This is a genomic window from Eisenbergiella porci, assembly GCF_009696275.1.
GTDB lineage: Bacteria > Bacillota > Clostridia > Lachnospirales > Lachnospiraceae > Eisenbergiella > Eisenbergiella porci.
In genome coordinates this window covers 142257-168780 of sequence record NZ_VUMI01000005.1, presented here as the reverse complement: position 1 = coordinate 168780, position 26524 = coordinate 142257, and the positions used below count along the sequence as shown (strand labels likewise).

The window sequence follows — 26524 nt, the reverse complement described above, 5'->3', positions numbered from 1 at the left end:
ATACCCTATGGCAGACCAGGATTTTAAATACGTAATACAGGATTTAACCAACGTTTATATCGGAGCCAGATATACCTACGAGGAAATGCTTGAGGATGACAACGTCCCTCACAAGCTGAAGGAGGTCATTGTCCGCATTCTCCTCACCGAGGTAGCCCCCGATACCACCCCGGAAAACCACATTTTCTACATGACTCCCGACAGCGCCTCCTTTAAGGCCTGCAAGAAAATGAAGGCCCGCTTTAAAATGAGCGTATGGCAGCCCGCAGACGGCCGCAAACACAAAAAAGCCGGCTATGTCAACCGGGAATACTCCATCGAAGAAATCGTAGCCAGCAAAGAACTTCACGACAAAAAAGACACCACCATTGTGGAAGAAATGCACATCAGCAAGCTTGGCCTTGGCGCCATCGTCGTATAAGCGTGCATTAACTGAATCAAATACCCCGCTGCAAGCAACGGGGTATTTGACCCTCGCGGCAGTCGCCAAATATCCATGCAAGCATGGCTACTTGGCTCGTTGCTCGCGGGAATAAAAACAATTGTCAACCATATAAAATATCTGGTTGACAATCACAAAAAATAATGATAGACTTTCACCATAACCGGAAGAAAGTCTATTTCTGCTTTCCCGGAAAACAAGGGAGAAATTCCCAGACAGGGAGAACAAAAAAATGGAAAGAAAATTAACAACAAAAACCATAGTCATCACAGGCATGTTTGCCGCCGTCATAGCGGTGCTTGCCCAGATAGCCATTCCCATGCCCTCAGGCGTCCCCATCACACTCCAGACCTTTGCCATAGCGTTAACAGGCGCGGTCCTTGGAGCCAGACTCGGAACAGCCGCAACCGGCATATATATACTTCTGGGAGCAGTAGGAGTCCCCGTATTCTCAAATTTCACCGGAGGCCTCGCCATCATTGCCGGAAAAACAGGCGGCTTCATCTGGGGCTTTCTCTTCCTCGCCCTCCTCTGCGGAGCCGGAGCCACACTGAAAAATAAACCCCTCGGAGTAGCAGCCGGCCTTATCGGCCTCATCGCCTGCCACCTCCTGGGCACCCTCCAGTTCAGCCTCCTCACAGGAATGAACTTCCCCGAGTCAGCCCTCCTGGTATCCGTCCCCTACCTGCCCAAAGACATCCTGTCCCTTATCCTCGCCTACGCCCTCGGACTCCAGATAAGGAAACAACTCCTCCGAGCCGCCATCCTCCCTCCCCAGGCCCCCAAAAAAGCCCCTCTGTAATCTTTTGCACCAATCCCCAAAAAAAACTCATCCCAATTCTTGCCGGAAGCCCACACTTCCGGCTTTTCCTTCCCCATTTTTCCCTCAGCGGACATTTCTACAGCTCCAAAGCCCCCTTCCATCCCTTCCTCACTACACAACCTGCCTGCCGCCGATAATGAGAGAGTTCTGTGGGGCGCGGGGCGCAATGGAAAAGGGCGGGGCCGGGGAGAGAGGGTTTTCAGGTTCCAGTCAGCCCAGGCATTGCGATGAGCCTTGAGCGAAAAATTATGTCAGGTGTGCCTTCCATAATTTTTAAGTCTCATCTTCATGGGCTGAAAAGGAACCTGAAAACCCTCTCTCCCCGGCCCCGCCCTTTTCCATTGCGCCCCGCGCCCCACAGAACTCTCTCATTATCGGCGGCCCACCCCGGCTCACCCCCAGGAAATTACCTTTATAAAACTTGCGAAAAGTGATATACTGAAGAATATTACCGGATTCTGCCAACCGCCGCATCCGGAATGGGTAAAAGAGTAGGAGACATAATTGCATGAAAATTGAAGAACTGACAAGCTACAGACTCGTAGAAAAGAAAAAAATCGAAGACCTGAACTCCATGAGCTACCTGCTGGAGCACAAAAAAAGCGGAGCCCGTCTTGCACTGCTTTCCAATGATGATGAAAATAAAGTATTTTATATCGGCTTCCGTACCCCGCCCGAGGACAGTACCGGCGTTGCCCACATCCTGGAGCATTCCGTACTGGAAGGAAGCAGGGATTTCCCGGTAAAAGACCCCTTTATCGAGCTGGCTAAGGGAAGCCTGAATACCTTCCTGAACGCCATGACCTATCCCGATAAAACCGTGTATCCCATCGCCAGCTGCAATGACAAGGATTTCCAGAACCTGATGCACGTATACCTGGACGCGGTTTTCTATCCCAATATCTATACGGAACGCAAAATCTTCGAACAGGAAGGCTGGCACTATGAAATGGAAAGTCCTGAAGATGAGCTGACCATAAACGGTGTTGTATATAATGAAATGAAGGGGGCATTTTCTTCCCCCGACGACGTGCTGGAACGTGAAATCACCAACACACTTTTCCCGGACACCACCTATTCCAACGAATCCGGCGGTGATCCGGAAGCGATCCCCGACCTGACCTATGAGCAGTTCCTGGATTTCCACAGAAGGTATTACCATCCGGCCAACAGCTATATTTACCTTTATGGAAATATGGACATGGTCGAGAAGCTGGAGTATTTGGATCAGGCCTATCTGTCTCATTTTGACCGTTTTTCCGTAGATTCCGAGGTGGCCTTCCAGAAGCCCTTTGACAAATGCGTGGAGGCCGGAAAGTTTTATCCCATTACGGAAAATGAACCCGAGGAGGACAACACCTACCTGACCTATAACATGGTAGTGGGAGACAGCCTGGACAGAGAACAGTATATCGCCTTCCAGATTCTTGACTATGCCCTCTGCAGCGCTCCCGGCGCGCCCCTGAAGCAGGCGCTTCTGGATAAAGGGATCGGCAAGGATATTTACAGCTACTACGAAAGCGGCATCCGCCAGTCGTATTTTACCATCGTGGCAAAAAATGCCAACCTGGACCGCAGGGAGGAATTTGTGGAATGCATCGAAAAAGAGCTTTCCCGCCTTGCAAAAGAAGGAATTGATAAAAAAGCGCTGCGCGCCGGCCTGAATTATTACGAATTCCGTTACAGGGAGGCGGACTTCGGTTCGTATCCTGCGGGACTGATGTATGGGCTTCAGGTGCTTGACAGCTGGCTTTACGATGATGCCTTGCCCTTCATCCATATCGAAGCGGGTGAAACCTACAAAGCGCTGCGTGAAAAGGCCGAAACCGATTATTTTGAAGAATTGATTGATAAATGCATGATCCACAATACACACAAGAGCATTCTCACCCTGTCCCCCAAAAAAGGGCTGGCAGAAGAGAGGGAGAAGCTTTTGAAGGAAAAGCTGGCTGCCTTAAAGGAAAGCATGGATCCGGCGCAGATCGGGGAAATCGTAGAAGAAACCCACGCGCTGCTGGAATACCAGGAAACGCCGGATTCCAAAGAAGCGCTGGAAACGATTCCTCTTTTGAAGCGTGAGGATATCCGCAAAGAAGCGGAGCCGCTTATTAATGATATCCGCAGCATGGGTGATACCACAGTGATGTATCATGATATTTTCACCAACCATATCAGCTACCTGCGTTTCCTGTTTGACGTGGGGCAGGTGCCGGAGGATCTGTTCCCCTATATCGGCATTCTGAAATCCGTGCTCGGCTATGTGGATACCGAAAACTTCACTTACGGGGAGCTGTTCCATGAAATCAACATGGAGACCGGCGGTATCGTTCCGGTCACCAATTTCTTCACCAATGCGAAGAAACTTTCCGAATGCAGAGTCACCTTTGAAATAAAGGCCAAGACACTGGAGGACAATCTTCCCAAAACAATGGAGCTGGTTCAGGAAATCATGCTGAAATCCCGTTTCGACGATGGAAAACGGCTGTATGAAATCCTGGCGGAATTAAAATCAAGACTGCAGTCCAACCTGATCTCCGCAGGACATTCCGTTGCCGCAAGCAGAGCCATGTCTTATTTTTCCAGGCCTGCGGCCATTCAGGAGCAGATCAACGGCATGCCTTTTTACCGCCTGGTGGATCATCTGGAGAAGAATTTTGACAGCTGCAGAGAGGATCTGCAGAACAAGCTGGAAGCCCTGATGAAGTATATTTTCCGTCCGGAGAACCTGCTGCTTGACTATGTGGGCACACAGGATCACTACGAAGAATTCATCAGCCTGGCCGGACAGGTGAAAAAGTCGCTTCACACAGAGCCTGTGGAGCACAGACCTTTTCTCATTGAGCCTGTCAGGAAAAATGAAGGCTTTATGTCCGCATCCCAGGTACAGTATGTATGCCGCGCCGGTAATTTCATCAGCAAAGGCCTTTCCTATACAGGTGCGCTGCGCGTGCTGAAGGTGATGATGAGCTACGAATATCTGTGGCAGGAGGTCCGCGTCAAGGGCGGCGCCTATGGCTGTATGTGTGCTTTTGGCAAGAGCGGGGACAGCTATTTCGTATCCTACCGTGATCCGAACCTGAAGAGTACGGTACAGGTGTATGAGCGTGCCGCTGCATTCGTGGAAGGCTTTGACGGAGACGAGAGGACCATGACCCAGTATATCATCGGAGCCATCAGCGAAATGGATACCCCCATGAATCCTGCGGCAAAGGGGCTGCGCGCCATGAGCGCTTACCTGACCAATCAGACCTTCGAAGACTATCAGCGGGAACGGGATGAGCTGCTTGGCGCCAACGCCGCCGCTATCCGTTCCCTGGCCGCGCATATCAGGGCTTTTATGGAAGCCGACTGTATCTGCGTTGTGGGAAATGATGCTAAAATCAAAGAAGAACAGGAGATGTTTGAAACACTGGAAAATCTGTATTAAAGACCGATACGGGAGGGACTCTTATGAAAAAACGGATGAAACGAATTACCGCAGCGGCGGCAGCCTGCCTGCTTTCCCTTATTTTTGCCGCCTGCGGAAGCAGCAGCAAATCAAACACAACGGAAGACATTTCCACCGGCCAGGCAGCTGCTTATGATGCCGGCGGCGTATATTCCAATTATTCCGCGGAAATGGAACCCGAAGAGGCGGCGCCGGAGGAATCCGGCGCACAGCTTGATGAAAAAGCGGCTTCCGGCAGAAAACTCATTAAAAACGTAAATATGTCCGTGGAAACAGAAGACTACACACAGCTGGTAACCGACATCCAGGAACAGGTGGCCGCGCTGGGCGGATATATTGAACAGTTTGAGTCCTATAACGAAAACAGCATCGGCGGCCGCAGCGCAAACCTGACGCTTCGCATTCCCGCCGAACAGCTGGATTCCTTTGTTACCCGTGTGGACGAGGTATCCAATGTGATTTCCCGTCAGGAATCGGTGGAAGACGTCACGCTCCAGTATGTGGATCTGGAAAGCCACAGGAAAATGCTCAGGCAGGAGCAGGAACGGCTGCTTTCGCTGATGGAGCAAGCGGAAACCATTGAAGACATAATTACCCTGGAAAGCCGTCTTACCGAAGTCCGTTATCAGCTGGAAAGCATGGAGGCGCAGCTTCGTTCCATGGATAATCAGGTGAACTACAGCACCGTGTATCTGTACATAAACGAAGTGACGCGCCTGACTCCCCAGGAAGAAAAAGGAACCTGGGAACGGATCCGCACCGGATTTTCGGAAAATATGTACCGTGTCGGACATGGATTAAAAGAATTTGGAATCGGCTTCATAATTTCCTTGCCCGTTCTCTTCGTATTTGTTATTATCATTCTGATTATTATAATTATTTTAAGAATCATAATCCGCATTACCAGAAAGCGGGAAGAAGAGAACCGGAAAAAATACGGAACGCCGTACCGTCCCGGTCCCATGCAGCAAAACGATCCCCGTTTTGCCGTTCCCGGAAGCAGGCAGGAGCCTTTCGCACCTCCCACAGGAGGTCCGGACAACAGGAATCCGGCCCGGGAAGCCGCTCCGGCTCCCACGGCCCCGGATAAGGAAGGTAAAACGGACGTACCGGAAATCAAAAAGAATGAGGAGAAACACTAAATGGACTTAGAGGAACTGCTTTCAGCCGGCAAGCCGGTAAATGAAAAATACAAATCCGGATTTGCCACGCTGATAGGGCGCCCCAATGTGGGAAAATCCACCCTGATGAACCGTCTGGTGGGCCAGAAAATATCCATCACCTCCAACAAGCCCCAGACGACCAGGAACCGCATCCAGGCCGTATATACTTCTGACGAAGGCCAGATCGTATTTCTGGATACCCCCGGAATCAACCGCGCCAAGAACAAGCTGGGCGACTATATGCTCAAGGCCGCCGAAGGCACGCTGGGCGATGTGGACGTCATTCTCTGGCTGGTGGAGCCCACCACCTACATCGGGGCAGGGGAGCGCCACATCATAGAGCAGCTGAAGAAAACAAAGACACCCATCATCCTTGTCATCAACAAAACGGATACCGTAAAAAAAGAGGATGTGCTCCCTGCCATTGACACCTACCGCAAAGAACTGGATTTTGCGGAGGTTGTGCCTGTATCCGCCCGTTGCGGCACCAATACGGACACGCTGATTTCCTGTATTTTCAAATATCTGCCCTACGGCCAGCCCTTTTATGACGAGGATACGGTCACGGATCAGCCGGAACGCCAGATTGTGGCCGAGCTGATAAGGGAAAAGGCCCTCCGGTGCCTGAGCGAAGAAATTCCCCATGGCATTGCAGTGGCCATTGAGAGCATGAAATACCGGAAAAACATTGTGGATATCGACGCTACCATCATCTGCGAAAAGGATTCCCATAAGGGAATCATCATCGGTAAGGGCGGCCAGATGCTTAAGACAATCGGTTCCAAGGCCCGTCCGGAAATAGAGGATATGCTCCAGTGCAAGGTGAATCTCCAGCTCTGGGTCAAGGTGAAAAAGGACTGGCGCGACAGTGATTTCCTTTTGAAAAATTTTGGCTACAATCCGAAAGACGCCGAATAGAAAATCCAAAAAAGCGAACCCTAATAGAGTACTTATTGTAGTGCCTTTAGGGAGCCTGGTGCTCTCGCAAAAAACAGAAGAGGACTGGGTGAAGGATGAGCGATTTAGACAACTGGAAAAATTTTTGCGCAACAGGAAAAGTAGAGGATTATCTCAGGTACGCCGCGTCTACTGCGGAAAAAGACGAAAGGGAAGGGCGGGAAGCAGACAAGAATGCAGGAGTTGCTCACAGTGACAGGACTCATACTGAAAGCGGAACCTATCGGGGAATATGACAGAAGGGTAGTGATCCTGACGAAGGAGCGGGGCAAGATAGCCGCCTTTGCCAGAGGGGCCAGGAAACAGAACAACCGTTTTATGGCCTCCACCAATCCCTTCTCCTTCGGCGAATTCCGGCTGTATGCCGGCCGTTCCTCCTATACACTGGCGGAGACCTTCATCTCCAATTATTTTGAAGGCCTCCGCTCAGATTATGAAGGGGCCTATTACGGAATGTATTTTCTGGAAGTATGTGATTACTGCACCAGGGAAAACAACGACGAAAGGGAACTGCTGAAGCTGCTGTACCAGTCTCTGCGCGCCCTGTGTGCAAAGAACCTGGCCCACGAGCTGGTCCGCTACATATTCGAAATCAAGACGGTTGCGATCAATGGAGAGTTTCCGGGAATCCCCAATGGGGACAAACTTTTGGAGTCCACTCTGTATGCCGTATCGTATATTGTAAATTCGCCGGTTGAAAAGCTCTACACATTTACGGTCACGCCCCCGGTCCTTCAGGAACTGGGCCGGCTGGCCGCTTATTATTGCAGACAATCGCTGGATGGAAACTTTAAAAGCCTGGAGATACTCAAAAGCCTTTGACAAGTTTTGGTTGAAAATCCGGGATAGGTCGGATATAATGTTTAGGATATGGCAGACATACGGCAAAGGTTGGGAGCAAGTATGAAAAAAATGAATTTGTTCCTTCTTACCGTTCTGGGTGCGGCCCTGCTACTTTCAGGCTGTGGATCCAAAGCGGAGGAAGAGGAAACTACGACACTGGAATTAAAGAAAAACGGAGAAATCGTCCAATCCATCATAGAAGACTTCAGTGAAAGCTATTATGATCTGGATGAACTGAAATCCACTACAGAAAGCATGATTGCGGGATATAACGAAAGCGCCGGCAGCGATAATATCAAGCTGCAGTCCGCGGAAGTGACGGACGGCGTTGTCCATCTGGTAATGACCTTCAGGAAGTCGGAGGATTACACAGGCCTGTACCGTCAGGCGCTTTTCTCAGGTACGGTAAAGGATGCCTTCAATGCAGGATACGATCTTGACATTACGCTTAACAGCGTCAAAGAGGAAGGCGCGACAATAAACAAACAGGATATTCTGGACATGGGAGAGAAGCATATCGCAGTCGTAAGGGAAACCACCACGGTGAAAACCTATGGCGACATACTCTACATCAGCGATGATGTGACCATGGGACCGGATGACCGGACGGCAACGGTGACAAATGGGGAATCCCTTTCCTATATCATATTTAAATAGAAAGAAGCATAACGGATAAAGCAGGAGGAGAAAAAATGGAAAAGACAATGGAAAAAATTGTGGCTCTGGCCAAAGCGAGAGGCTTTGTATACCCCGGGTCCGAAATTTACGGAGGCCTTGCCAATACCTGGGATTACGGCAACCTGGGCGTGGAGCTGAAAAATAATGTGAAGAAGGCATGGTGGCAGAAATTTATCACCGGAAATCCTTATAATGTGGGTGTTGACTGCGCCATTCTCATGAACCCTCAGACATGGGTGGCCAGCGGCCATCTGGGCGGCTTTTCCGATCCGCTGATGGACTGTAAGGAATGCCACGAGCGTTTCCGTGCGGACAAAATCATTGAAGATTACGCTGCGGACAACGGCATAGAGCTGGACGGCTCCGTTGACGGCTGGGATCAGGAAAAAATGATGAATTTCATTAAAGAACATAACATTCCCTGCCCGAGCTGCGGCAAACATAATTTTACGGATATCCGTCAGTTTAACCTGATGTTCAAGACCTTCCAGGGCGTTACCGAGGATGCGAAGAATACGGTTTACCTTCGTCCTGAAACCGCACAGGGTATTTTTGTGAACTTCAAAAACGTACAGCGTACCTCCAGAAAGAAGATTCCCTTCGGCATCGGCCAGGTGGGCAAATCCTTCCGTAACGAAATCACTCCCGGAAACTTTACCTTCCGTACCCGTGAATTTGAGCAGATGGAGCTGGAATTCTTCTGTGAGCCCGACACTGATCTGGAATGGTTTGCTTACTGGAAGCAGTTCTGTATCGACTGGCTGCAGACCCTGGGAATCAAACCTGAAGAAATGCGTGTCCGTGACCATGATAAGGAAGAGCTTTCCTTCTATTCCAAAGCGACTACGGATATTGAGTTCCTGTTCCCCTTCGGCTGGGGCGAGCTGTGGGGCATTGCCGACAGAACGGACTACGACCTTACCCAGCATGCCAATGTTTCCGGGCAGGATCTGTCTTACTTTGACGATCAGAAGAATATCAAATATATTCCTTACGTTATCGAACCTTCCCTGGGAGCGGATCGTGTTGTGCTGGCTTTCCTTTGCGCAGCTTACGATGAGGAAGAGATCGGTGAGGGGGATGTGCGTACCGTGCTCCATTTCCATCCCGCGCTTGCTCCTGTGAAAATCGGTATCCTGCCCCTTTCCAAAAAGCTGAACGAGGGCGCTGAGAAAATTTATGAGCAGCTTTCCAAAAAGTACAACTGTGAATTCGATGACAGAGGAAACATCGGAAAGCGCTACCGCCGTCAGGATGAAATCGGTACTCCTTTCTGCGTAACCTACGATTTTGATTCCGGGGAAGATCACTGTGTAACCGTGCGTTTCCGTGATTCCATGGAACAGGAGAGGGTGGCCATCGATCAGCTGGACGCTTATTTTGCAGATAAATTCGACTTCTGATATAGAAAGACAACTGTTTTACCATTGGATAAAAGCATCCTGCAGCAGGCAGGGTGCTTTTTTGATGGACCCGGCAGCACATGTTTCCTTGCCGATTCAGCCATTTCCCTCTTCGAATCTGCGCCGGATGCCTGTCTTACGAACCGGCCATTGATATGTTCAATGAAAAAAACGGAAATCCCCCGCCTTCTGACTGAACGGAACCGACCCATGGTACAACTTTTCTGTGTACAACGGACACTGTCAGCCTTTTTAAAGAAACCGGTTACATAATAAAAACAGAAAAATCCACATAAAGCATCGCGCAAAACAACAAAATAATTTAAAAAACAGCACTTTAAATGAATGTTTTATTGGGAGCTTGAATATATTATTTATAATTTATTAAAAAAACAACAAAAATTAACGTGCGTTCCAGGAAGAACTGTGATATAATGGAAATACGAGAGCGGAACGCGTAAAAACGTTCCGCAAACCTATACCAAATATTTCGTTCAAAGGGGGAACTGATTAGATGGCAAAATGGGTTTATTCATTCAAAGAAGGTAATGCGGACATGCGCGATCTTCTTGGCGGAAAAGGAGCCAATCTGGCAGAAATGACCAATCTGGGACTTCCAATTCCGCAGGGCTTTACGGTAACAACCGAAGCCTGTACGGATTACTACAACAACGGAAAGCAGATTTCTGATGAAGTTAAGGATCAGATTTTTGCCGCGCTCGCCGAACTGGAGAAGCTCCAGAATAAGAAATTCGGCGATACCGAGAACCCACTGCTTGTATCTGTACGTTCAGGTGCCAGGGCATCTATGCCGGGCATGATGGACACCATTCTTAACCTGGGGCTGACGGATATTTCCGTGGAAGGCTTCGCAAAGAAGACCGGTAATCCCAGATTCGCGTATGATTCTTACCGGAGATTCATCCAGATGTTTTCAGATGTGGTCATGGAAGTGCCCAAATCATTGTTTGAGAGGGTTCTTGACGAGATTAAAGAAGCCAAGAGCGCTCATTTTGATACGGATTTGACCGCTGATGATCTGAAGGAAGTCATCACTCGCTTCAAAGCGATCTACAAGGACAAGATGGGCGAGGATTTCCCTCAGGATCCCAAGATCCAGCTGATGGAGGCTGTAAAGGCTGTGTTCCGCTCCTGGGACAACGAACGTGCCATCGTATACCGCCGAATGAACGATATCCCCGGCGACTGGGGAACCGCAGTTAACGTACAGTCCATGGTATTCGGAAATATGGGCGATACTTCCGGTACCGGTGTTGCATTTACCAGGAATCCTTCCACAGGGGCCAGGGGAATTTACGGAGAATACCTCATCAACGCACAGGGCGAAGATGTTGTGGCCGGAATCAGGACTCCCCAGCCCATTACCCGTCTGGAACAGGATTTGCCCGAATGCTATAAAGAATTTATTGAAATAGCCAATAAGCTGGAAAACCACTATAGGGATATGCAGGACATGGAGTTTACCATTGAAGAAGGAAAGCTTTACTTCCTGCAGACCAGAAACGGAAAGAGAACGGCACCCGCCGCTCTGCAGATTGCCTGCGATCTGGTGGACGAAGGCATGATTACCCCTGAAGAAGCTGTTCTCCGTATTGAAGCCAAGTCTCTGGACCAGCTTTTGCATCCCACCTTTGATCCGGATGCCCTGAAGGCCGGAACCGTTATCGGACAGGCTCTTCCCGCATCTCCCGGCGCCGCTGCAGGCAAGGTTTATTTTACCGCGGAAGAAGCGAAGGAAGCCCATGAAAAGGGAGAGAGGGTCATTCTTGTCCGGCTTGAGACATCACCGGAGGATATTGAAGGAATGCATGCTGCCGAAGGTATCCTTACCGTACGCGGAGGAATGACTTCCCATGCGGCTGTTGTGGCAAGAGGCATGGGCACCGCATGTATATCCGGCTGCGGTGATATTACAGTGGATGAAGAAGCTAAAGTATTCAGCCTTGGCGGCAAGACTTATCATGAAGGAGATTATATTTCTCTTGACGGTTCTACCGGTAAGATTTACGACGGCGATATCGCAACTGAAGATGCTACCATCAGCGGCAACTTCGGACGTATTATGAACTGGGCGGATTCTTTCCGTGTGCTGAAGGTAAGAACCAATGCAGATACCCCTGAGGATGCTGCCAATGCATTGAAGCTGGGCGCGGAAGGCATCGGCCTGTGCCGTACGGAGCATATGTTCTTTGATCCTGAACGTATTCCGAAGATCCGTAAGATGATCCTTTCCACCACCTGTGAAGCCAGGGAAGAAGCCCTGAATGAGCTGATTCCTTTCCAGAAGGGTGATTTCAGAGGAATTTATGAGGTAATGCAGGACAACCCTGTTACCATCCGTTTTCTGGATCCCCCGCTTCATGAATTCGTTCCCACGGAAGAAAAGGATTTTGAAGATCTTGCAAGAGATATGAACCTGACTGTAGCGGAAGTAAAGGCTACCTGTGACAGCCTGCATGAGTTCAATCCCATGATGGGGCACAGAGGCTGCCGTCTTTCCGTAACCTATCCTGAAATTGCAAGGATGCAGACCAGGGCCGTTATGGAAGCGGCAATAGAAGTAAACGAAGAAAACGGCTACCATATTGTTCCTGAAATTATGATTCCTCTTGTAGGCGATAAGAAGGAACTGAAATTCGTCAAGGATGTGGTTGTGGAAACCGCAGAGAAAGTAAAGGCGGAGAAAAATTCCGACATTAACTATCATATCGGAACTATGATTGAAATTCCCCGTGCGGCGCTTCTTGCCAACGAAATCGCAGAAGAAGCGGAGTTCTTCTCCTTTGGAACCAATGATCTGACCCAGATGACCTACGGCTTCTCCCGGGACGATGCCGGAAAGTTCCTGGTAGATTACTATAAGAGCAAAATTTACGAAGCCGATCCTTTTGCAAAACTGGATCAGAACGGCGTAGGCCAGCTGATTAAGATGGCCGCTGATAAGGGACGCAAGGTACGTCCTGATATCAAGCTGGGCATCTGCGGTGAGCATGGCGGAGATCCTTCCTCAATTGAATTCTGCCATAATATCGGCCTGAATTATGTATCCTGTTCACCGTTCCGTGTCCCGATTGCCAGACTGGCAGCTGCACAGGCTGCTATCAAAAGTAGGTAAGAGTTCTCTTTCCTTTGAATTACCGCTTGGTTTCGAGGAAGCAGCAGCCTATCGAAAGGCTAACGGACAATATGTAAGGAAAAATCAATGGCGAGATACTACCGTAAAGGTGTTTATTGACCTTGATTAGCAACTGAATTACGATAAGCGTATCATTAGAAATAGTGGTACGCTTATTTTGTCATACCTTTGAACGACTTATAACTTCTATACTATAATGAGGGCAGGAAGGACGGTAATATTTATGAGAGAAAAATTAAACCATTTATATGCCGGGAAGGGCATGCCATGCGCAGGGATGGCACGGAACATATAAAAGGCAGGACAAAATTCAAATGTCCCAAAATCAGTTTTGCCGGCGGAAGCCCGCACTGCACCTGTGAAAACCCTTGTTCCGATGCAAAATACGGCCGGACAGTGCATCTCGTCATGGATGAAAACCCAAGGCTTTTCAATGACCCGCCACGGAGCAGTGAAAAATGGAAGCTGGAATACAATGCCAGAACATCGGCGGAACGCTGTAACAAGCGTGAGAAACTGGACTACAAACTGGAAGACGGCAGATACCGTTCATCCAAGATGTGGTACTGCCGCCTCTTCTGCATCATGATGTGTCAGCATCTTGATGCGTGGAGCCTGCCAGAAACTTCCCTACAAAATCTCCTTGGGCAGGCTGCTTAATCCATAAGCAATACCATTATAAACCATGTCCGGCACAAGGTCTATTCATTGCGAAACACAAGGCCATTACTGCTACTATGTATTCTTCGGGGCTGTGGGTAAGCGAGGTCTGCCATCTCCGTTATGAAGATATCCGCAGAAAACAGATGATGATCCATGTTCCTCTGTCGAAAAACCGTCAGGACCGCTATATAATACTGAGTGAAAAAAACTGGAAATTCTTGCAGAATACTTGTACCGTTATGACCGTCTAATGGGATGGCTGTTTCCAAGTACCGTAAGGGATAGACTTTACCGAAACTATCTGCGGCGCTGGGGCTGATGAATACGATGAAAGCGCAGGTGGAGGAAATATGATCTTAGCCAAGAAGGAAATGTGGGAGGACAACCTTATTGGAGCTGGTATGGCTTTACCAGCAGGGTGGAATGGTGTGCCTGTTTTGTTTCTTGGTGTGCGGAACAATGTGGTTATATAGATGAAGGAGTGATTCCTAAATTTTCCCTATGTTCCGATGGTGTGGCATGGTTCGACCAAAGAGGACAATTTATGGATGGAAGTTATGTTCCAGCATCCGGGGACATTATTTTCTTTGATTGGGGAGTTAATGGAGATGTGGGCCATGTTGGGATTGTGGAGTATGTGCAAAATGGAAGAGTCTATACGATTGAAGGAAATAGTGGCGATATGTGCAGGAGAAGAAGTTTATGTGATAGGCAGTGATACCATTTACGGATATGGGTTGCCCGCATATTAAGTATCATACAAGATTTGACCAGTATTTCTTCATATTTGGCATGTAATTTCACAATATGTGATTTAATATATGCATGTAAGCCAAAGAAAGGAGATTTACAGTATGAAAAAAATTAAAAATTATTTACAAAAAGTTCTGGATTTCTATGCTGGTTTCTACAAATTTAATGGTTTCAGTACTTTCAAATTCTAGTAGGCGCTATAAAACCAGCCCATTTTTAGTTGTCAATGATAAAGAATTCAATCCAGATAATAGGGTGATTGCAATGCATCCTTAGTTTTGATTATTTGGAATTGGAAAACGTAAGAATACATGTTAAAACAAAAAACTGCTGTTTCATAGAACATGAAGTGTCCATGAAACAGCAGTTTTTTTATACCTATCAAATGGTTTTGCCACTAAGTTTGGAAAGTCTGGTTCCTGATGAGTATTCTGTTAGAACGCTGCAGCATGAGTTTGAAGAATTACAATTCCAGAGGCAATTGTAGCAGCAGCTGACAATCTGAATGAAAATTTCGATTACCGGGATCTTCTTTCATTATCCGAAATTTCTTTGTTTTAGCAACTTATCTGAGAAAAGTCGCATCCAATGACAAGATGATCGGTGATTACGGTATCTTCTGTGCCTTGGCATTGATTTATATGCTTCCGGTACTTGTATTCTTCTTTGTTTCACAGAAACAGTTGATGAAAGGTAATATCTCAGGAGGAAAAGGAATATGATTCGAGTTGAAAATCTTAGAAAAGAGTTTGGAAAAGATGCAATGGCATTGGTCGATATCAATCTGCAAATCAATGATTCTCCACCGAGTCATTTGGTAAATGCCTCCACAACAGGCTTTTCGTCTTTCAGCCTGCGTTTCAGCCGCTGTTCATAGGAGAGACCCTGCTCCTTATATCTCCGCTCACAACGGAACAGCTTGTCGCAATACGCCATGCCCTGCACAGCGGGCTTTGACAGGTCTTTTTCACTTCCTTTTGGAATGGCATCCAAAAAAAACCTCCGTATATGGGCATAGCAGGCACACCGTTTCACGTTTTTTAGTTTGTCATATCCCTGGAAGCCATCCACCATGTCGGGGAATACCGGTATAACAGCAGGGGCGGCAGGCCGTCCTCCCCGGAGCGCATCAGCCACACATAGGACTTGGACTGCGGCCTTTTGTACGGCTCCTTCAGCACCTGGACGGGCGTTTCATCCATCATCAGGAACTGTCTTTTCAGCAGTTCCCTATGGAAGAACTGCACGACCCACTGGAAATACAGCTGGAACACGAGGATGGTCCAGGCGGCCATGGATGCCCTGGTGATCCGTATGCCGGATCGCTTCAAATCCTGCTCCTGACGGTAGAACGGCAGGCCGAGGACAAACTTGTTCTTTAAGATATCTGACACTAACGAAGGCGTAGCATAGCTTTTTTCAATAAGCGCAGGAGCTGTTCTTCCAGCGTGAGCTTTTTCTTCCGCTGGCGGATATGCCCCCTGACAACGGTTCTTCTGCTTCTTCGATGTCCGCCACCGGGATTTCCATTCCCTCCTGAACATCGAAAAGGGAAAGCTGGTTTGGATCAATGTCCGGGCGTTTTTCAGAAGATGCGCCAAAAAGTTTCTTTCGCAGATAAGACACTTCCTCCGTGAGTTTTGCAATTGCCGCATCCTTTTCCTGAATGGTTCCAGTCAGAGGCTGCAATGGTCGTATTCAGTTGGGCGATCATGTCTGTCAGAAGGGTATTGGGCCACAGTTCGAATAATGCAATCAAACATTATGCCAGGATTGATGTAAAAAAACTGAGGCGGTACAGTCTGGTTCCGTTTGAACCGACAGGAAAATTCCAAGCCTTCCTGAACGGGAGATGCATGTGAGATGCCGGAGACATACAGGTCGGTTTTCAGTGGAGAAATCCAGCCCCATATGGCTCTCCGCAAAAGAATTAGGGTATGAGGCGTATAGGCACTATAAAAGGACGGTAAGACTGTTCGATGATTATCTATGCCGGATCGGCCGCAGTAAAAAAGAAATACCAGAACCAGTCATCGAAGACTGGATCAGGGAAGTCAGCATTGGGATTTCTGTAAATACCGCGGGACAGCATATACATCATATAAGGCAGCTGTTGTTGTATCTGACAAACTGTGGTTTCCACTGCTTTATTCCAAGGGTAGGAGAAGCGCTAAATATCAAGGTGAGTGATATTGATTTTCAAAGGAAGCTTATCTTTCTCCGCATGACTAAGAAATGTAAGCAGTGCCTGATTCCGTTTGGAGATGAACTTGCATTAAATACCTGAAATACAGCGGAGATTACTTCTCAGACGTTCTTACGAAATTTGAGGCATTTGCCGGAGAGCTGCTCCCGGAGGTGGTCTTTGATGAGTAAACGGAAAATTGGTTTTATGACTTTGTTGGAGGATTACTTTGAAACATAATGTCGCAAGAAACAGTAGATCAAAAACTGCGTGAATGGAATGAAACATGGTTTGGAAGTAATAAATCGATTGAAGCCCAAAAGGACGATGATATACCTGATTTCTTAAAAAAGAAATAAAATATTATTTGATAAGAATGTCAAAATACGCTGTAATACACAATCATTACAATGTATTTCTTGAATAATAATACATATCACCGATCATAGCCGACCTCAAGTATTTTCCTGCGGGGCCGACTTGCGGAGGGGATCCTCTGACAGAATATCCACTCTGACAATCTCCTGAGCCGGACGGCTATTCGGAACAGATGAAATAGAAGGTTCCGGAATTGCATAGCACGCTTTCTTACTAAGCCTGCTGATCCAGGTATAAAAAGTGTTTGGGTTGATTCCGTTATTCCTGCACCAGTCGCGGTCCGTCAGACCGCTCCTGCGGCACTCCAATACCAACTGGTATTGTTCTTCAGGGGTTTTCTTTGCAGCATACATATGGGTTACCTCCTTTGGGGGATTGCAAGCCTATTTGAACAGTAAAATACTTGCACTGTAACCATTATTGCATACTGGAGAGTGGATTGGAAGCCACCCTTAAATTAAGCGCTTACTCTTTTTTGGAAATTGCATTATAAAAATGCCCTCCATTCCACCATCTATAGACTAGCAAAAAATCAAGTATTATTTTGTGCATGTTTTGTCTAATGTAATTTATGGAATGAGATAGGCTTAAATTTTATAATCCGTTATAGAAACGAAAAAAAGACCAGTTCCTAAGAATTGGCCAGTTTCAAAGGTTTATTTAGTTGTAAATGACTGTGTTTCTATATAATATATGTAGTTAGATTTAAATATTACCTTTATAGAAACCAGCGTAGAACTCCATAGACTTCAGAAAATATTCAATCATTTTTTTCATGTTTTTATTTCTCCTTTCTGTTTCTTACAACTTCATCATATCGCAAAAAAGGAATAAATACTTGCCAAATGTGAAAAAGAAATAGCCAAATCTTGCAAAAGGAGGGATTTGAATGGTTTCGTTATATGAGAGAAAAAGCGAAAGTTTACATATCATTCACAAAGCGACCGAGCATTTTCCACCGCACCTTCATAGTGGAATGGAATTGGTATATGTAACCTGCGGAACGCTAGTTCTCGGAGTTGGATGTGAATTGTATTCTATGGAAAAAGGAGACTTTGCTATTGTTTTTCCTAACCTTATTCATCATTACCAGGTGTTTGGAGAAGGAAAAAATGAGGCGTTCTATTTGGCGCCGCAAATGTCAATGGCAGGTTATTTTATGGATAAACTGCAGAAGTATTGTCCTAAGAATCCAGTGATTAAAAGGGAGAATGTACATCCTGATATACGTCAGGCAATCATGAAACTTTACAAAGAAAAAATACGTAATCAAATTTTGGATCAGGCGTATATACAGATTATTTTAGCCAGAAGCATTCCTTGTCTTGAATTGGTCTTGAGAGAAACTTATGAAAGCGATGATGTTATATACCAAACGGTAAATTATATTGCTAAGAATTTTAAAGAGGAAATAACTTTAGACTCTATGGCAAAAGATTTAGGTGTGAGTAAATATGCGATATCACGTGTCTTTTCGTCCACTTTTCATACAAATTTTAATCAGTATCTGAATGAACAGAGATTAAACTATGCAGTCTCTCTCTTGGAGTATACAGACATGTCGATTACAGATATTTGTCTCGAAGCAGGATTTCAGAGTCAGAGGACATTTAATAGGGTGTTTCAAGAAAAGTTTAAAATGACTCCTAGAGAATATAAAAAAGATTTTAAAGAAAAAGAAGTCATTTACCAAATGGACGAAGAAAGTGAGGAATAGAGATGATTAACTTTAATGAAAAAAAGGTTTGAATGGGATTAGATGTAGCAGAAGACCACTTTTATACCAGTGCGCTTGCGACAGCTGCATTTTTGAAAGAACAGGCGCCTGGATGTTCTGTATATGTGATTGGAGAGGCCGGACTTTACAATGCTTTATATGAAGCAGGAATTACAATGAATGATGTGAATCCAGACTATGTAGTAGTTGGGGAAGGAATAGCTTATTCGCTGGATACACTGACAAAAGCTACGAATCTGGTACTTGCAGGTGCAAAGTTGATTGGAGCAAACAGTGATGTGTCAGGACCAATAGAGAACGGAATTTCCCCTGCATGTGGAGCGGAGGAGAAGATATGTGGGGAACCGGAAAGCGTACCGATTCGTGAAACTGATAAAACGGAACCTACAAATTGTTATGGCGAAACAAAGTTATCTATGGAAAAAATGTTTAAATGGGTGGGTAAGGCACATGGATTTAGATTTGTATCCTTGCGCTACTTTAATGCCTGTGGTGCTCATGTAAGCGGTAAAATTGGAGAAGCCCATAATCCTGAAACCCACTTGATTCCGTTGATTTTGCAGGTTCCAAATGGACAGAGAGAGGCTGTGTTAATTGCTTCCAGTGAAAAAGCAAAGAATATTCTTGGATGGAAGCCGAAGTAGTCTGAAAGAAATTATTCAAACCGCGTGGAATTGGCACCAGAGCCATCCACACGGTTACGATAATCATTAATTTAATTGTGAAGGAGTTACACTTTTCTGCAATTGCTTACGGAAGTCACTAGGAGACATTCCACTCTGCTTTTTGAAGATACGACTAAAGTAGAGTGGGTTGTCATATCCTACGATTTCTGCAATTTCCGTGACATTATAATTGGTTGATTCCAACAGTGTCTGAGCATTTGAGATGCGGAGAGAAAGAAGATATTGTGTCGGAGTTAACTGGGTATATTCTTTAAAATTGCGAATGAACCAACTGACACTCATATGATGGGTAGCAGCATATTCTTCAATACAGATTGGTTTGTTGTAATTTTCATGGAAAAATCGTAATGCAAAGTTCATTTCTTCCATAAGCGCATGGTTTTTTCCTTTTGGTTTTACGTTGATCAGGCGGTGGATCATGATGAGGAGATGTTTGAGATAATATACTAATAGCTCTTCATAGTCTTCTTTACATAATTTGAGCTCCTGTATCATTTGTGTGAAAATTCGTTTGTATTCCAACGAGGTACCTGTGTGGATGACATGCACGTCATCAGGAATTCCATATTTTCTAATGATATTTTTTACGTCATTTCCAGTGAAATGAACCCAGTATACTTCGGTATGGTCTATGCCGTAATAATAATATCTTTGTTCTTCTTTGGGACGGTAAATGACCATGTTACCGGCAGTTACAATTTCTTCCACTCCATTGAAGTAAAAGTGAGCTTTTCCAGATGCGATATAAAGAATCTGCCAGTCCAGACGACCACGGGGGCGATGGGTTGGAAGTTTAGGGCAGGTAAATAAATGGTATGTACCACAACTGCTTACGAACAGTGGTCTGCTTTTGTCCTTGAAATCCAGGAGTTTATTATGCCAATAGGCGGAATCTGTATACATGAAGTGTCACCTCTTTCTGATGAAGAATATTCTTAATAATATAGTATCATTTTGTGCATGTTTTGTCTAATAGCATTTATGGAAAAGGAGACATAATAATATTATACTAATATTAACAAGAATAAGTATGACATAAGAAAATAAAGATATGATATCTAATCGAAACTGTTAAATAACAGTGTCTAAAAAAATGCATGTAGTCAAAATCGTATCAAAAGTAAAAAATAGGATTATAAGAAAGGAATGAAATGATGATGAGATTCTATGAAAATATTCAATTTACAAGTGAGAGTAGAAAATCTCCAAGAAGTTACTATATTCCGGGCGGATGTTCTCAATACTTGTTATTAAATGGGGAATGGGAATTTGCCTATTTTAATCGAGATATCGATGTGCCAGAAAAGATTGAGCAGTGGGATACGATAACTGTTCCATCTTGCTGGCAATTGCATGGATATGAAAATCCGAACTACACAAACATTAACTATCCATATCCATGCGATCCACCTTACGTACCAACGGATAATCCTTGTGGAGTGTATGAAAGAGAATTTGAACTTGAGAAAAAATGGGGGAAAGTGTACTACCTATTTGAAGGTGTTTCTTCTTGTGCATACCTTTATATTAATGATAACTATGTTGGATTTACACAAGGAAGCCATCTACAAGCAGAATTCGATATCACAGATTATGTGAAAGAAGGAACAAATAAAGTAACTGTCAAAGTTTTAAAATGGTGTTGCGGTAGTTATTTGGAAGATCAGGATTTCTTTCGTTTTAATGGTATTTTCAGAGATACCTATATTTTGCAAAGGCCAATTGGTCATATGGAAGATGTACAAATCATTCCAAATGAAAAAACAATTCATGTCGTGACGGAAGGTATTTGCGAGGTATCTATTGCTTTTGAAGGTAAAGAGTTAGTACAAACACAGATGGAAAATGAATTTACCTATGAAGTAGAAAATCCGGTTTTATGGAATGCAGAAAAACCGGCTCTTTATGATGTGGTATTAAAGAGAAATGGAGAAGAAGTAAAGTTCCGTATTGGTATGAGAAAAATAGAAGTTTCTAGCCAATACGAATTATTAATTAACGGGGTGTCAGTCAAACTTCATGGTGTAAACCATCATGATACGCATCAATACAATGGATGGTGCCAGACAGACGAAGAACTTCGTAAAGACTTGCTCTTAATGAAGGAATTAAATATAAATTGTGTTCGTACCGCACATTATCCACCAACACCGAAATTCATGGAGATGTGTGACGAAATCGGTTTGTATGTCATTTGTGAAACCGATATTGAAACCCACGGATTCCTGCGCCGTTTACCAAATGTAGAATACCATTTTGATATGGAGTCCAATGACTGGCCTGCATCTACTTTAGAATGGCAAGGTGAACATATAGAACGTATGGAAAGAATGGTAGAAACATTCAAAAATTATGCAAGCATTATTATGTGGTCTACAGGAAATGAAAGTGGCCATGGAGTGAACCATGTAGCAATGATTCGTTGGACAAGAAGCCGTGATAACTCAAGATTGATTCACTGTGAAGATGCCTCTAGAAAAGAACAAATTCATAATGCGGACGTATATTCAAGAATGTATATCAGCTTTGAAGAGTTAGAAAAAGCAGCAGTTACAAATGATATTTGTATGCCAGTATTTTTATGTGAATATTCTCATGCAATGGGGAATGGTCCTGGGGATGTATACGAATATAATGAAATCTTTGATAAATATCCAAAATTAATCGGTGGATGTATTTGGGAATGGGCGGATCATGTTGTTATGGTAGATGGTGTTGCGAAATACGGCGGAGATTTTGAAGGAGAATTAACACATGATGGTAATTTCTGCTGTGATGGCCTTGTATTTGCAGATAGAACATTTAAAGCAGGAACTATGGAAGCAAAAGCAGCATTCCAACCAATTCGCACATCTTATGAAGAGGGAGTGCTTCGCGTATTTAATCGCCTTGATTTTTCAAATCTGAATGAATATGACTTTACATATTGGGTAGAAGTAGATGGTGTCAAGAAAGAAGAAGTAACTCTCAAGTTAGATGTGGCACCTCACGAAAGCGTAGCATTGGAAATTCCATATGAAGAAACTACTTGCCGATACGGCGTGTATTTGAATACCAGATTAACAAAGGCAGAAAAAGAATGCGCACAGACACAACATGAACTTCCATATAAAAAAGTAGAAGAAACTGTAAGGGAAAAATCACTTACATTAACAGAAGACGAGTATCATATTTACGCTTCAGGAGAAGGATTCCAATACGTATTTTCTAAACTTTACGGCGGATTCACAAGCATGATTATAGATGGGGTGGAACAATTAGCTGGAACGAGCAAAATCTCCATGTTCCGTGCAACAACAGATAATGATGCGAAGATGAGACCATTCTGGGCAAATGTGAATATCTGGCAGGGTGAAAACCTTGACTGTGCATTTACAAAAATATATGAATGTGATATTTGTGATGACAAAATTCTTCTTAAGGGATCTTTAGCAGGAATTTCTAGAAAACCAGTATTGTTATATGATATGGAAATCAAAATAACAGTAGCTGGAACGGTAGAAATTGGATTTAACGGAAAGATTAGAGAAGATGCAACATGGATGCCTAGATTAGGTATGGAATTTACTTTAACAGAACAGGCAAGTGCATTTTCTTACTATGGAAGAGGACCATGGGAAAACTACTGTGATATGTGTCACTGTGCAAGCGTTGGGACGTATAAAAGTGATGTGGATTCTGAGTATGTAAATTACGTATTCCCGCAAGAACACGGAAATCATATGAATGTAAAACGACTTACATTGGGCAATTTAGAGTTTCAATCAGAAGATGATTTTGAATGTAATGTTTCAAAATATACAATTGAAGATTTAGATCAGGCAAAACATACAGACGAGTTACATGCAGATGGAAATGTACATGTACGTATTGACTACAAGGTATCTGGTCTTGGAACAGCTTCCTGTGGACCTGATTTGTCAGAAAAATATCGTTTTTCAGAAAAAGAGGTAAGTTGCAAATTCAAGATAAAAAAACTTACAAATAAATAAAATATGAGAGGAAAGAGAGAAAATGAACGAAAAGAAGTATTTAAAATGGTATAACAAAGTCGGATATGGATCTGGCGATATCGCTGGGAACGTCGTGTATGCATTTCTTACATCGTTTGTAATGATTTATCTGACCGATACAGTTGGATTAAATGCAGGTATCGTAGGAACATTGATTGCTGTATCAAAGTTGTTTGATGGTGTAACGGATTTATTCTTTGGATCAATGATTGATAAAACAAAAAGCAGGATGGGTAAAGCAAGACCGTGGATGCTTTATGGATATTTTGGATGTGCCATTACTCTTGTAGGAATCTTCGCTATTCCAACGAGCCTTGGAAAGACAGCACAGTATGCGTGGTTCTTCATTTGTTATACATTATTAAATGCAGTATTCTACACGGCAAACAATATTGCATATTCTGCACTTACGTCTTTAGTAACTAAAAACAATAAAGAACGTGTGGAAATGGGCTCCTTCCGATTTATTTTTGCATTCTCAACAAGTCTACTAATCCAGGCTATTACAATCGGTTTTGTTGCAAAACTTGGCGGTGGAGCAGAAGCATGGAGAATGGTTGCAATTATTTATGCAATCCTTGGTGTAATCACAAATACACTTTCTGTATTCTCCGTAAAAGAGTTGTCTGATGAAGAATTGAGGGAAGATGATGAAAATGCAGATAAAGCGGCTGGTGATGAAAAATATAGTTTGATCGATGCTGCGAAGTTATTGGTTGCAAATAAGTATTATTTAATGATCTGCGCAACATACATTCTTCAACAGTTATATAGTGCGATGCTTGGTGTTGGTACATATTACATGAAATATGTCATGGGAAATGAAAACCTTTTCTCCTATTTTGCATGGGCCATTAATATCCCATTAATCATTGCACTTATTATTACTCCATCTCTTGTTTCAAAGTGGAAAGGCATGTATAAATTAAATATGTATGGTTATGCTGTTGGTACACTTGGACGTGCTTTAGTGGTAGTAGCAGCTTATATGGGAAATATTCCGTTGATGTTCCTGTTTACAGGAGTGGCGGCATTTGGTATGGGACCATGGCAGGGAGATATGAACGCTGTGATTGCAGAATGTTCTCAGTATACTTATTTTACAAAAGGAAAACGTGTGGAAGGTACAATGTACTCTTGTACATCATTAGGAGTAAAACTTGGTGGTGGTCTTGGCGTTGCTATTCAGGGATGGTTATTAGAACTTGCTGGATATAAAGGAACATTAGCTGTTCAGCCGGATTCTGCAATTAACATGTTACATATTATGTATTTATGGTTGCCAGTAATTATTACACTTTTAATTACATTCATTATGTCTAAAATGAAAGTGGAAAAGGCAAATGCAGAATTAAGAGAGGCAAGAAAAGCTTAATGTCAGTTGACAATGAAGAATGTTTAGCTATCTGAGTTGTTTATGAATAGGTGAAAAATAAAATATTATTTATATGAATGTCACAGGTTTTTTTAATCTGTGGCGTTCGTGCTTTTTGGAGAAATTCCAAGTAATAGAGTGAAATTCAAAATAAAAATCGTAAGCGCTTAAAATCCGGGGTAATTCACCCCGGAATAAATCTATACATTAAATCAGAATAAAATTTACCTGCATACTTCCTGAACATTGGCCGACCACGGCGCAAGTTTCTCTAAATCTTCGTCGGATGATCTGTAGTCAGGCCGCTGCTCCAGGACGTACTTCATATACTTATACGGATCCAGACCATGAAGTTTTGCCATCTCCACGACCATATAGATGCCCATGCTGGCCTCCGCTCCGTTCACTGTGTCGGAGAACAGCCAATTCTTTCTGCCAACTACCACCGGGCGGATCCAGCGCCTTTCGGCGCTGTTTGAATTTTCATAAGCTGTACAAAAATGATCGGTTAGGTTATAATAAGCATATTGTCTGTCATTTATACTCAACAAATACATACATGGAAAGGCGAAATACCATTCGCTTTTGGAGAAGATCATGAAAGAGGACAGGAACCTGAAAAAACAGATTATCGTAGCGGCAGGAATCCTTACAGCACTTGTTTGCGGTGCAGAGGCTCTTGTGCGCTGGGATATATCCTGACGAATTTATACCTGTATTTGAACAAAACGGTTTTATTACTGATTTGGATATGTATATGCTGGAGGAAGCCTGTCCTTTTTGAACCGGCTTGAGAAAAACGGGTATGCCGATATCTGTATTTCGGTCAATCAGTCAAGAATCATGAAGGCTCTTGTCCGGGAACTGCATAAGATGGGCTTTGCCGTTTCCATGGATGATTTCGGAAGCGGATATTCTTCTTTGAACATTTTAAAGGAGCTGGATTTTGACGAACTGAAGCTGGACAGAGTTTCCCTTTCCGACACGGCTGAGAAGGAAAAGCGGGATATCATTATGAAAAATATCATCACTTTGGCGCGGGAGCTTCAGATTACTACGGTAACGGAAGGTATGGAGGATGCGGACCAGGCGGAATTCATACATTCCATACACTGCGATATCGGTCAGGGCTATTATTTTGCAAAACCCATGCCGGAAGATGCTTTTGAACTGTTTATAGCGAGAAAAACGGAAGAATAGAGGAGAAACGCAATGAAGATATCATTACAGAAATCAGCGAGCATCTCCAGGAAGAACGCATGTGTGCATATGAACTGGAAAAAAACAGAGAGGAACTGGTAAAAACTGCAAAGGCCGCCATCAAAAAGGAACAATCCATGGAGGAGGCGCTGGGATGTCCGCCGGAGGAATATGCCCGGAAAAAAGCCAGTAATATGGAAGAGTATCAGACCGTCTGTGAAAGGTATATTTTTACATTAGAGCGTGCGGTACAGGTATTTTGCTGTTATCATCTGCTTCTTGTTGCAGTGGTGGCAGTTTCAGCGTTGTCAGGCGGGGAGGATGCGGTGCTGCTTATCCCCATTTCCCTGACCTATGTGCTTGAACTGGCTGTCATTCCCCTGGTTGCATGGTTTTTATCCAAATATTTCTACCAAAGGCTGTTCCATATGAGACAGAAGCTTTTCCAGATACTGGTATACGGAGGCTGGCTTCTTCTGACACTCCTAATCAATGCGCTGATTCCCGGCAGCCATGGATTCAGGGTAAACCTGCTGGTGTTTCTCTTTGTAAATGCCGCTGCTTATCTGATAGTGCGCGACCTGAGAGAACTGCATTTTAAGAAATATACTTGGTAAAT

Annotated in this window: 21 protein-coding genes and 4 pseudogenes; 19 read left to right on the top strand and 6 right to left on the bottom strand. The window is 44.4% G+C overall.

Annotated elements, in window-relative coordinates:
* Positions 1-7 precede the first annotated feature (7 nt).
* The 12 genes and pseudogenes from FYJ45_RS04940 to FYJ45_RS04885 all read left to right on the top strand — a co-directional run.
* Positions 8-421, top strand: coding sequence for a hypothetical protein (locus FYJ45_RS04940; protein ID WP_021637464.1), 414 nt, complete (start codon positions 8-10; stop codon positions 419-421).
* Between the two features lie 253 nt (positions 422-674).
* On the top strand, positions 675-1244 hold the full coding sequence (locus FYJ45_RS04935) for a biotin transporter BioY (protein ID WP_154463708.1): 570 nt from the start codon (positions 675-677) through the stop codon (positions 1242-1244).
* A gap of 529 nt (positions 1245-1773) precedes the next feature.
* Complete coding sequence (locus FYJ45_RS04930) at positions 1774-4692, top strand: insulinase family protein (protein WP_154463707.1); 2919 nt, start codon at positions 1774-1776, stop codon at positions 4690-4692.
* Positions 4693-4715: 23 nt separating this feature from the next.
* Positions 4716-5855, top strand: a complete 1140-nt coding sequence (locus FYJ45_RS04925; protein ID WP_154463706.1) for a DUF4349 domain-containing protein — start codon at positions 4716-4718, stop codon at positions 5853-5855.
* On the top strand, positions 5856-6794 hold the full coding sequence (gene era, locus FYJ45_RS04920; protein ID WP_021637459.1) for a GTPase Era: 939 nt from the start codon (positions 5856-5858) through the stop codon (positions 6792-6794).
* Between the two features lie 213 nt (positions 6795-7007).
* Complete coding sequence (gene recO / locus FYJ45_RS04915) at positions 7008-7655, top strand: DNA repair protein RecO (RefSeq protein ID WP_154463705.1); 648 nt, start codon at positions 7008-7010, stop codon at positions 7653-7655.
* Positions 7656-7736: 81 nt separating this feature from the next.
* On the top strand, positions 7737-8333 hold the full coding sequence (locus tag FYJ45_RS04910; protein WP_025490027.1) for an LptM family lipoprotein: 597 nt from the start codon (positions 7737-7739) through the stop codon (positions 8331-8333).
* Positions 8334-8368: 35 nt separating this feature from the next.
* Positions 8369-9757 carry a glycine--tRNA ligase gene (locus FYJ45_RS04905; RefSeq protein WP_154463704.1) on the top strand — a complete coding sequence of 463 codons (1389 nt, stop codon included), beginning with the start codon at positions 8369-8371 and terminating at the stop codon, positions 9755-9757.
* Between the two features lie 514 nt (positions 9758-10271).
* Entirely contained in the window at positions 10272-12893 is a 2622-nt protein-coding gene (gene ppdK / locus FYJ45_RS04900) for a pyruvate, phosphate dikinase (RefSeq protein ID WP_154463703.1), read from the top strand.
* A 288-nt stretch (positions 12894-13181) separates the two neighbouring features.
* Positions 13182-13574, top strand: a complete 393-nt coding sequence (locus FYJ45_RS04895) for a hypothetical protein (protein ID WP_235930576.1) — start codon at positions 13182-13184, stop codon at positions 13572-13574.
* 77 nt (positions 13575-13651) lie between these two features.
* Positions 13652-13828, top strand: coding sequence for a tyrosine-type recombinase/integrase (locus tag FYJ45_RS32550; RefSeq protein WP_235930575.1), 177 nt, complete (start codon positions 13652-13654; stop codon positions 13826-13828).
* Between the two features lie 104 nt (positions 13829-13932).
* Positions 13933-14329 (top strand): annotated as a pseudogene (locus FYJ45_RS04885) (CHAP domain-containing protein); the annotation flags it as partial.
* Between the two features lie 811 nt (positions 14330-15140).
* Here FYJ45_RS04885 and FYJ45_RS30340 read toward each other — a convergent pair.
* A pseudogene (locus FYJ45_RS30340) lies at positions 15141-15724 on the bottom strand (IS66 family transposase).
* 25 nt (positions 15725-15749) lie between these two features.
* Positions 15750-16019: an IS66 family transposase gene (locus FYJ45_RS31345; RefSeq protein WP_154463700.1), complete on the bottom strand. Its 270-nt coding sequence runs from the start codon at positions 16017-16019 to the stop codon at positions 15750-15752.
* 202 nt (positions 16020-16221) lie between these two features.
* Between FYJ45_RS31345 and FYJ45_RS04865 the strand changes: the two genes are divergently transcribed.
* On the top strand, positions 16222-16617 hold the full coding sequence (locus tag FYJ45_RS04865; RefSeq protein WP_195841662.1) for a tyrosine-type recombinase/integrase: 396 nt from the start codon (positions 16222-16224) through the stop codon (positions 16615-16617).
* A 353-nt stretch (positions 16618-16970) separates the two neighbouring features.
* Here FYJ45_RS04865 and tnpA read toward each other — a convergent pair whose 3' ends face one another.
* Positions 16971-17246 (bottom strand): IS66 family insertion sequence element accessory protein TnpA, encoded by a 276-nt coding sequence (gene tnpA / locus FYJ45_RS04860; RefSeq protein ID WP_154463698.1) that lies wholly within the window; start codon positions 17244-17246, stop codon positions 16971-16973.
* Between the two features lie 536 nt (positions 17247-17782).
* Between tnpA and FYJ45_RS04855 the strand changes: the two genes are divergently transcribed.
* Together FYJ45_RS04855 and FYJ45_RS30330 are read left to right on the top strand one after the other, a co-directional pair.
* Positions 17783-18610 (top strand): AraC family transcriptional regulator, encoded by an 828-nt coding sequence (locus FYJ45_RS04855; RefSeq protein WP_154463697.1) that lies wholly within the window; start codon positions 17783-17785, stop codon positions 18608-18610.
* Positions 18611-18642: 32 nt separating this feature from the next.
* Positions 18643-19345 (top strand): annotated as a pseudogene (locus tag FYJ45_RS30330) (GDP-mannose 4,6-dehydratase).
* Here FYJ45_RS30330 and FYJ45_RS04840 read toward each other — a convergent pair.
* Positions 19342-20220: a helix-turn-helix domain-containing protein gene (locus FYJ45_RS04840; protein WP_154463696.1), complete on the bottom strand. Its 879-nt coding sequence runs from the start codon at positions 20218-20220 to the stop codon at positions 19342-19344. The pseudogene FYJ45_RS30330 and the gene FYJ45_RS04840 overlap by 4 nt on opposite strands.
* A 248-nt stretch (positions 20221-20468) precedes the next feature.
* On the opposite strand from FYJ45_RS04840, the gene FYJ45_RS04835 reads away from it, so the two are divergent.
* Positions 20469-23309, top strand: coding sequence for a glycoside hydrolase family 2 TIM barrel-domain containing protein (locus tag FYJ45_RS04835; protein WP_235930573.1), 2841 nt, complete (start codon positions 20469-20471; stop codon positions 23307-23309).
* A 22-nt stretch (positions 23310-23331) separates the two neighbouring features.
* Complete coding sequence (locus FYJ45_RS04830) at positions 23332-24705, top strand: MFS transporter (protein ID WP_154463695.1); 1374 nt, start codon at positions 23332-23334, stop codon at positions 24703-24705.
* 224 nt (positions 24706-24929) lie between these two features.
* Here the strand turns inward: FYJ45_RS04830 and FYJ45_RS33060 are convergent, their stop codons facing one another.
* Both FYJ45_RS33060 and FYJ45_RS33055 read right to left on the bottom strand, forming a co-directional pair.
* Positions 24930-25091 (bottom strand): transposase domain-containing protein, encoded by a 162-nt coding sequence (locus FYJ45_RS33060; RefSeq protein WP_408609486.1) that lies wholly within the window; start codon positions 25089-25091, stop codon positions 24930-24932.
* Positions 25092-25106: 15 nt separating this feature from the next.
* A pseudogene (locus tag FYJ45_RS33055) lies at positions 25107-25262 on the bottom strand (IS66 family transposase); the annotation flags it as partial.
* Positions 25263-25485: 223 nt separating this feature from the next.
* Here FYJ45_RS33055 and FYJ45_RS04820 point away from each other — a divergent pair.
* Together FYJ45_RS04820 and FYJ45_RS04815 are read left to right on the top strand one after the other, a co-directional pair.
* Complete coding sequence (locus FYJ45_RS04820) at positions 25486-25905, top strand: EAL domain-containing protein (RefSeq protein WP_235930572.1); 420 nt, start codon at positions 25486-25488, stop codon at positions 25903-25905.
* A 59-nt stretch (positions 25906-25964) separates the two neighbouring features.
* On the top strand, positions 25965-26522 hold the full coding sequence (locus tag FYJ45_RS04815) for a hypothetical protein (RefSeq protein WP_154463693.1): 558 nt from the start codon (positions 25965-25967) through the stop codon (positions 26520-26522).
* Positions 26523-26524: the final 2 nt, after the last annotated feature.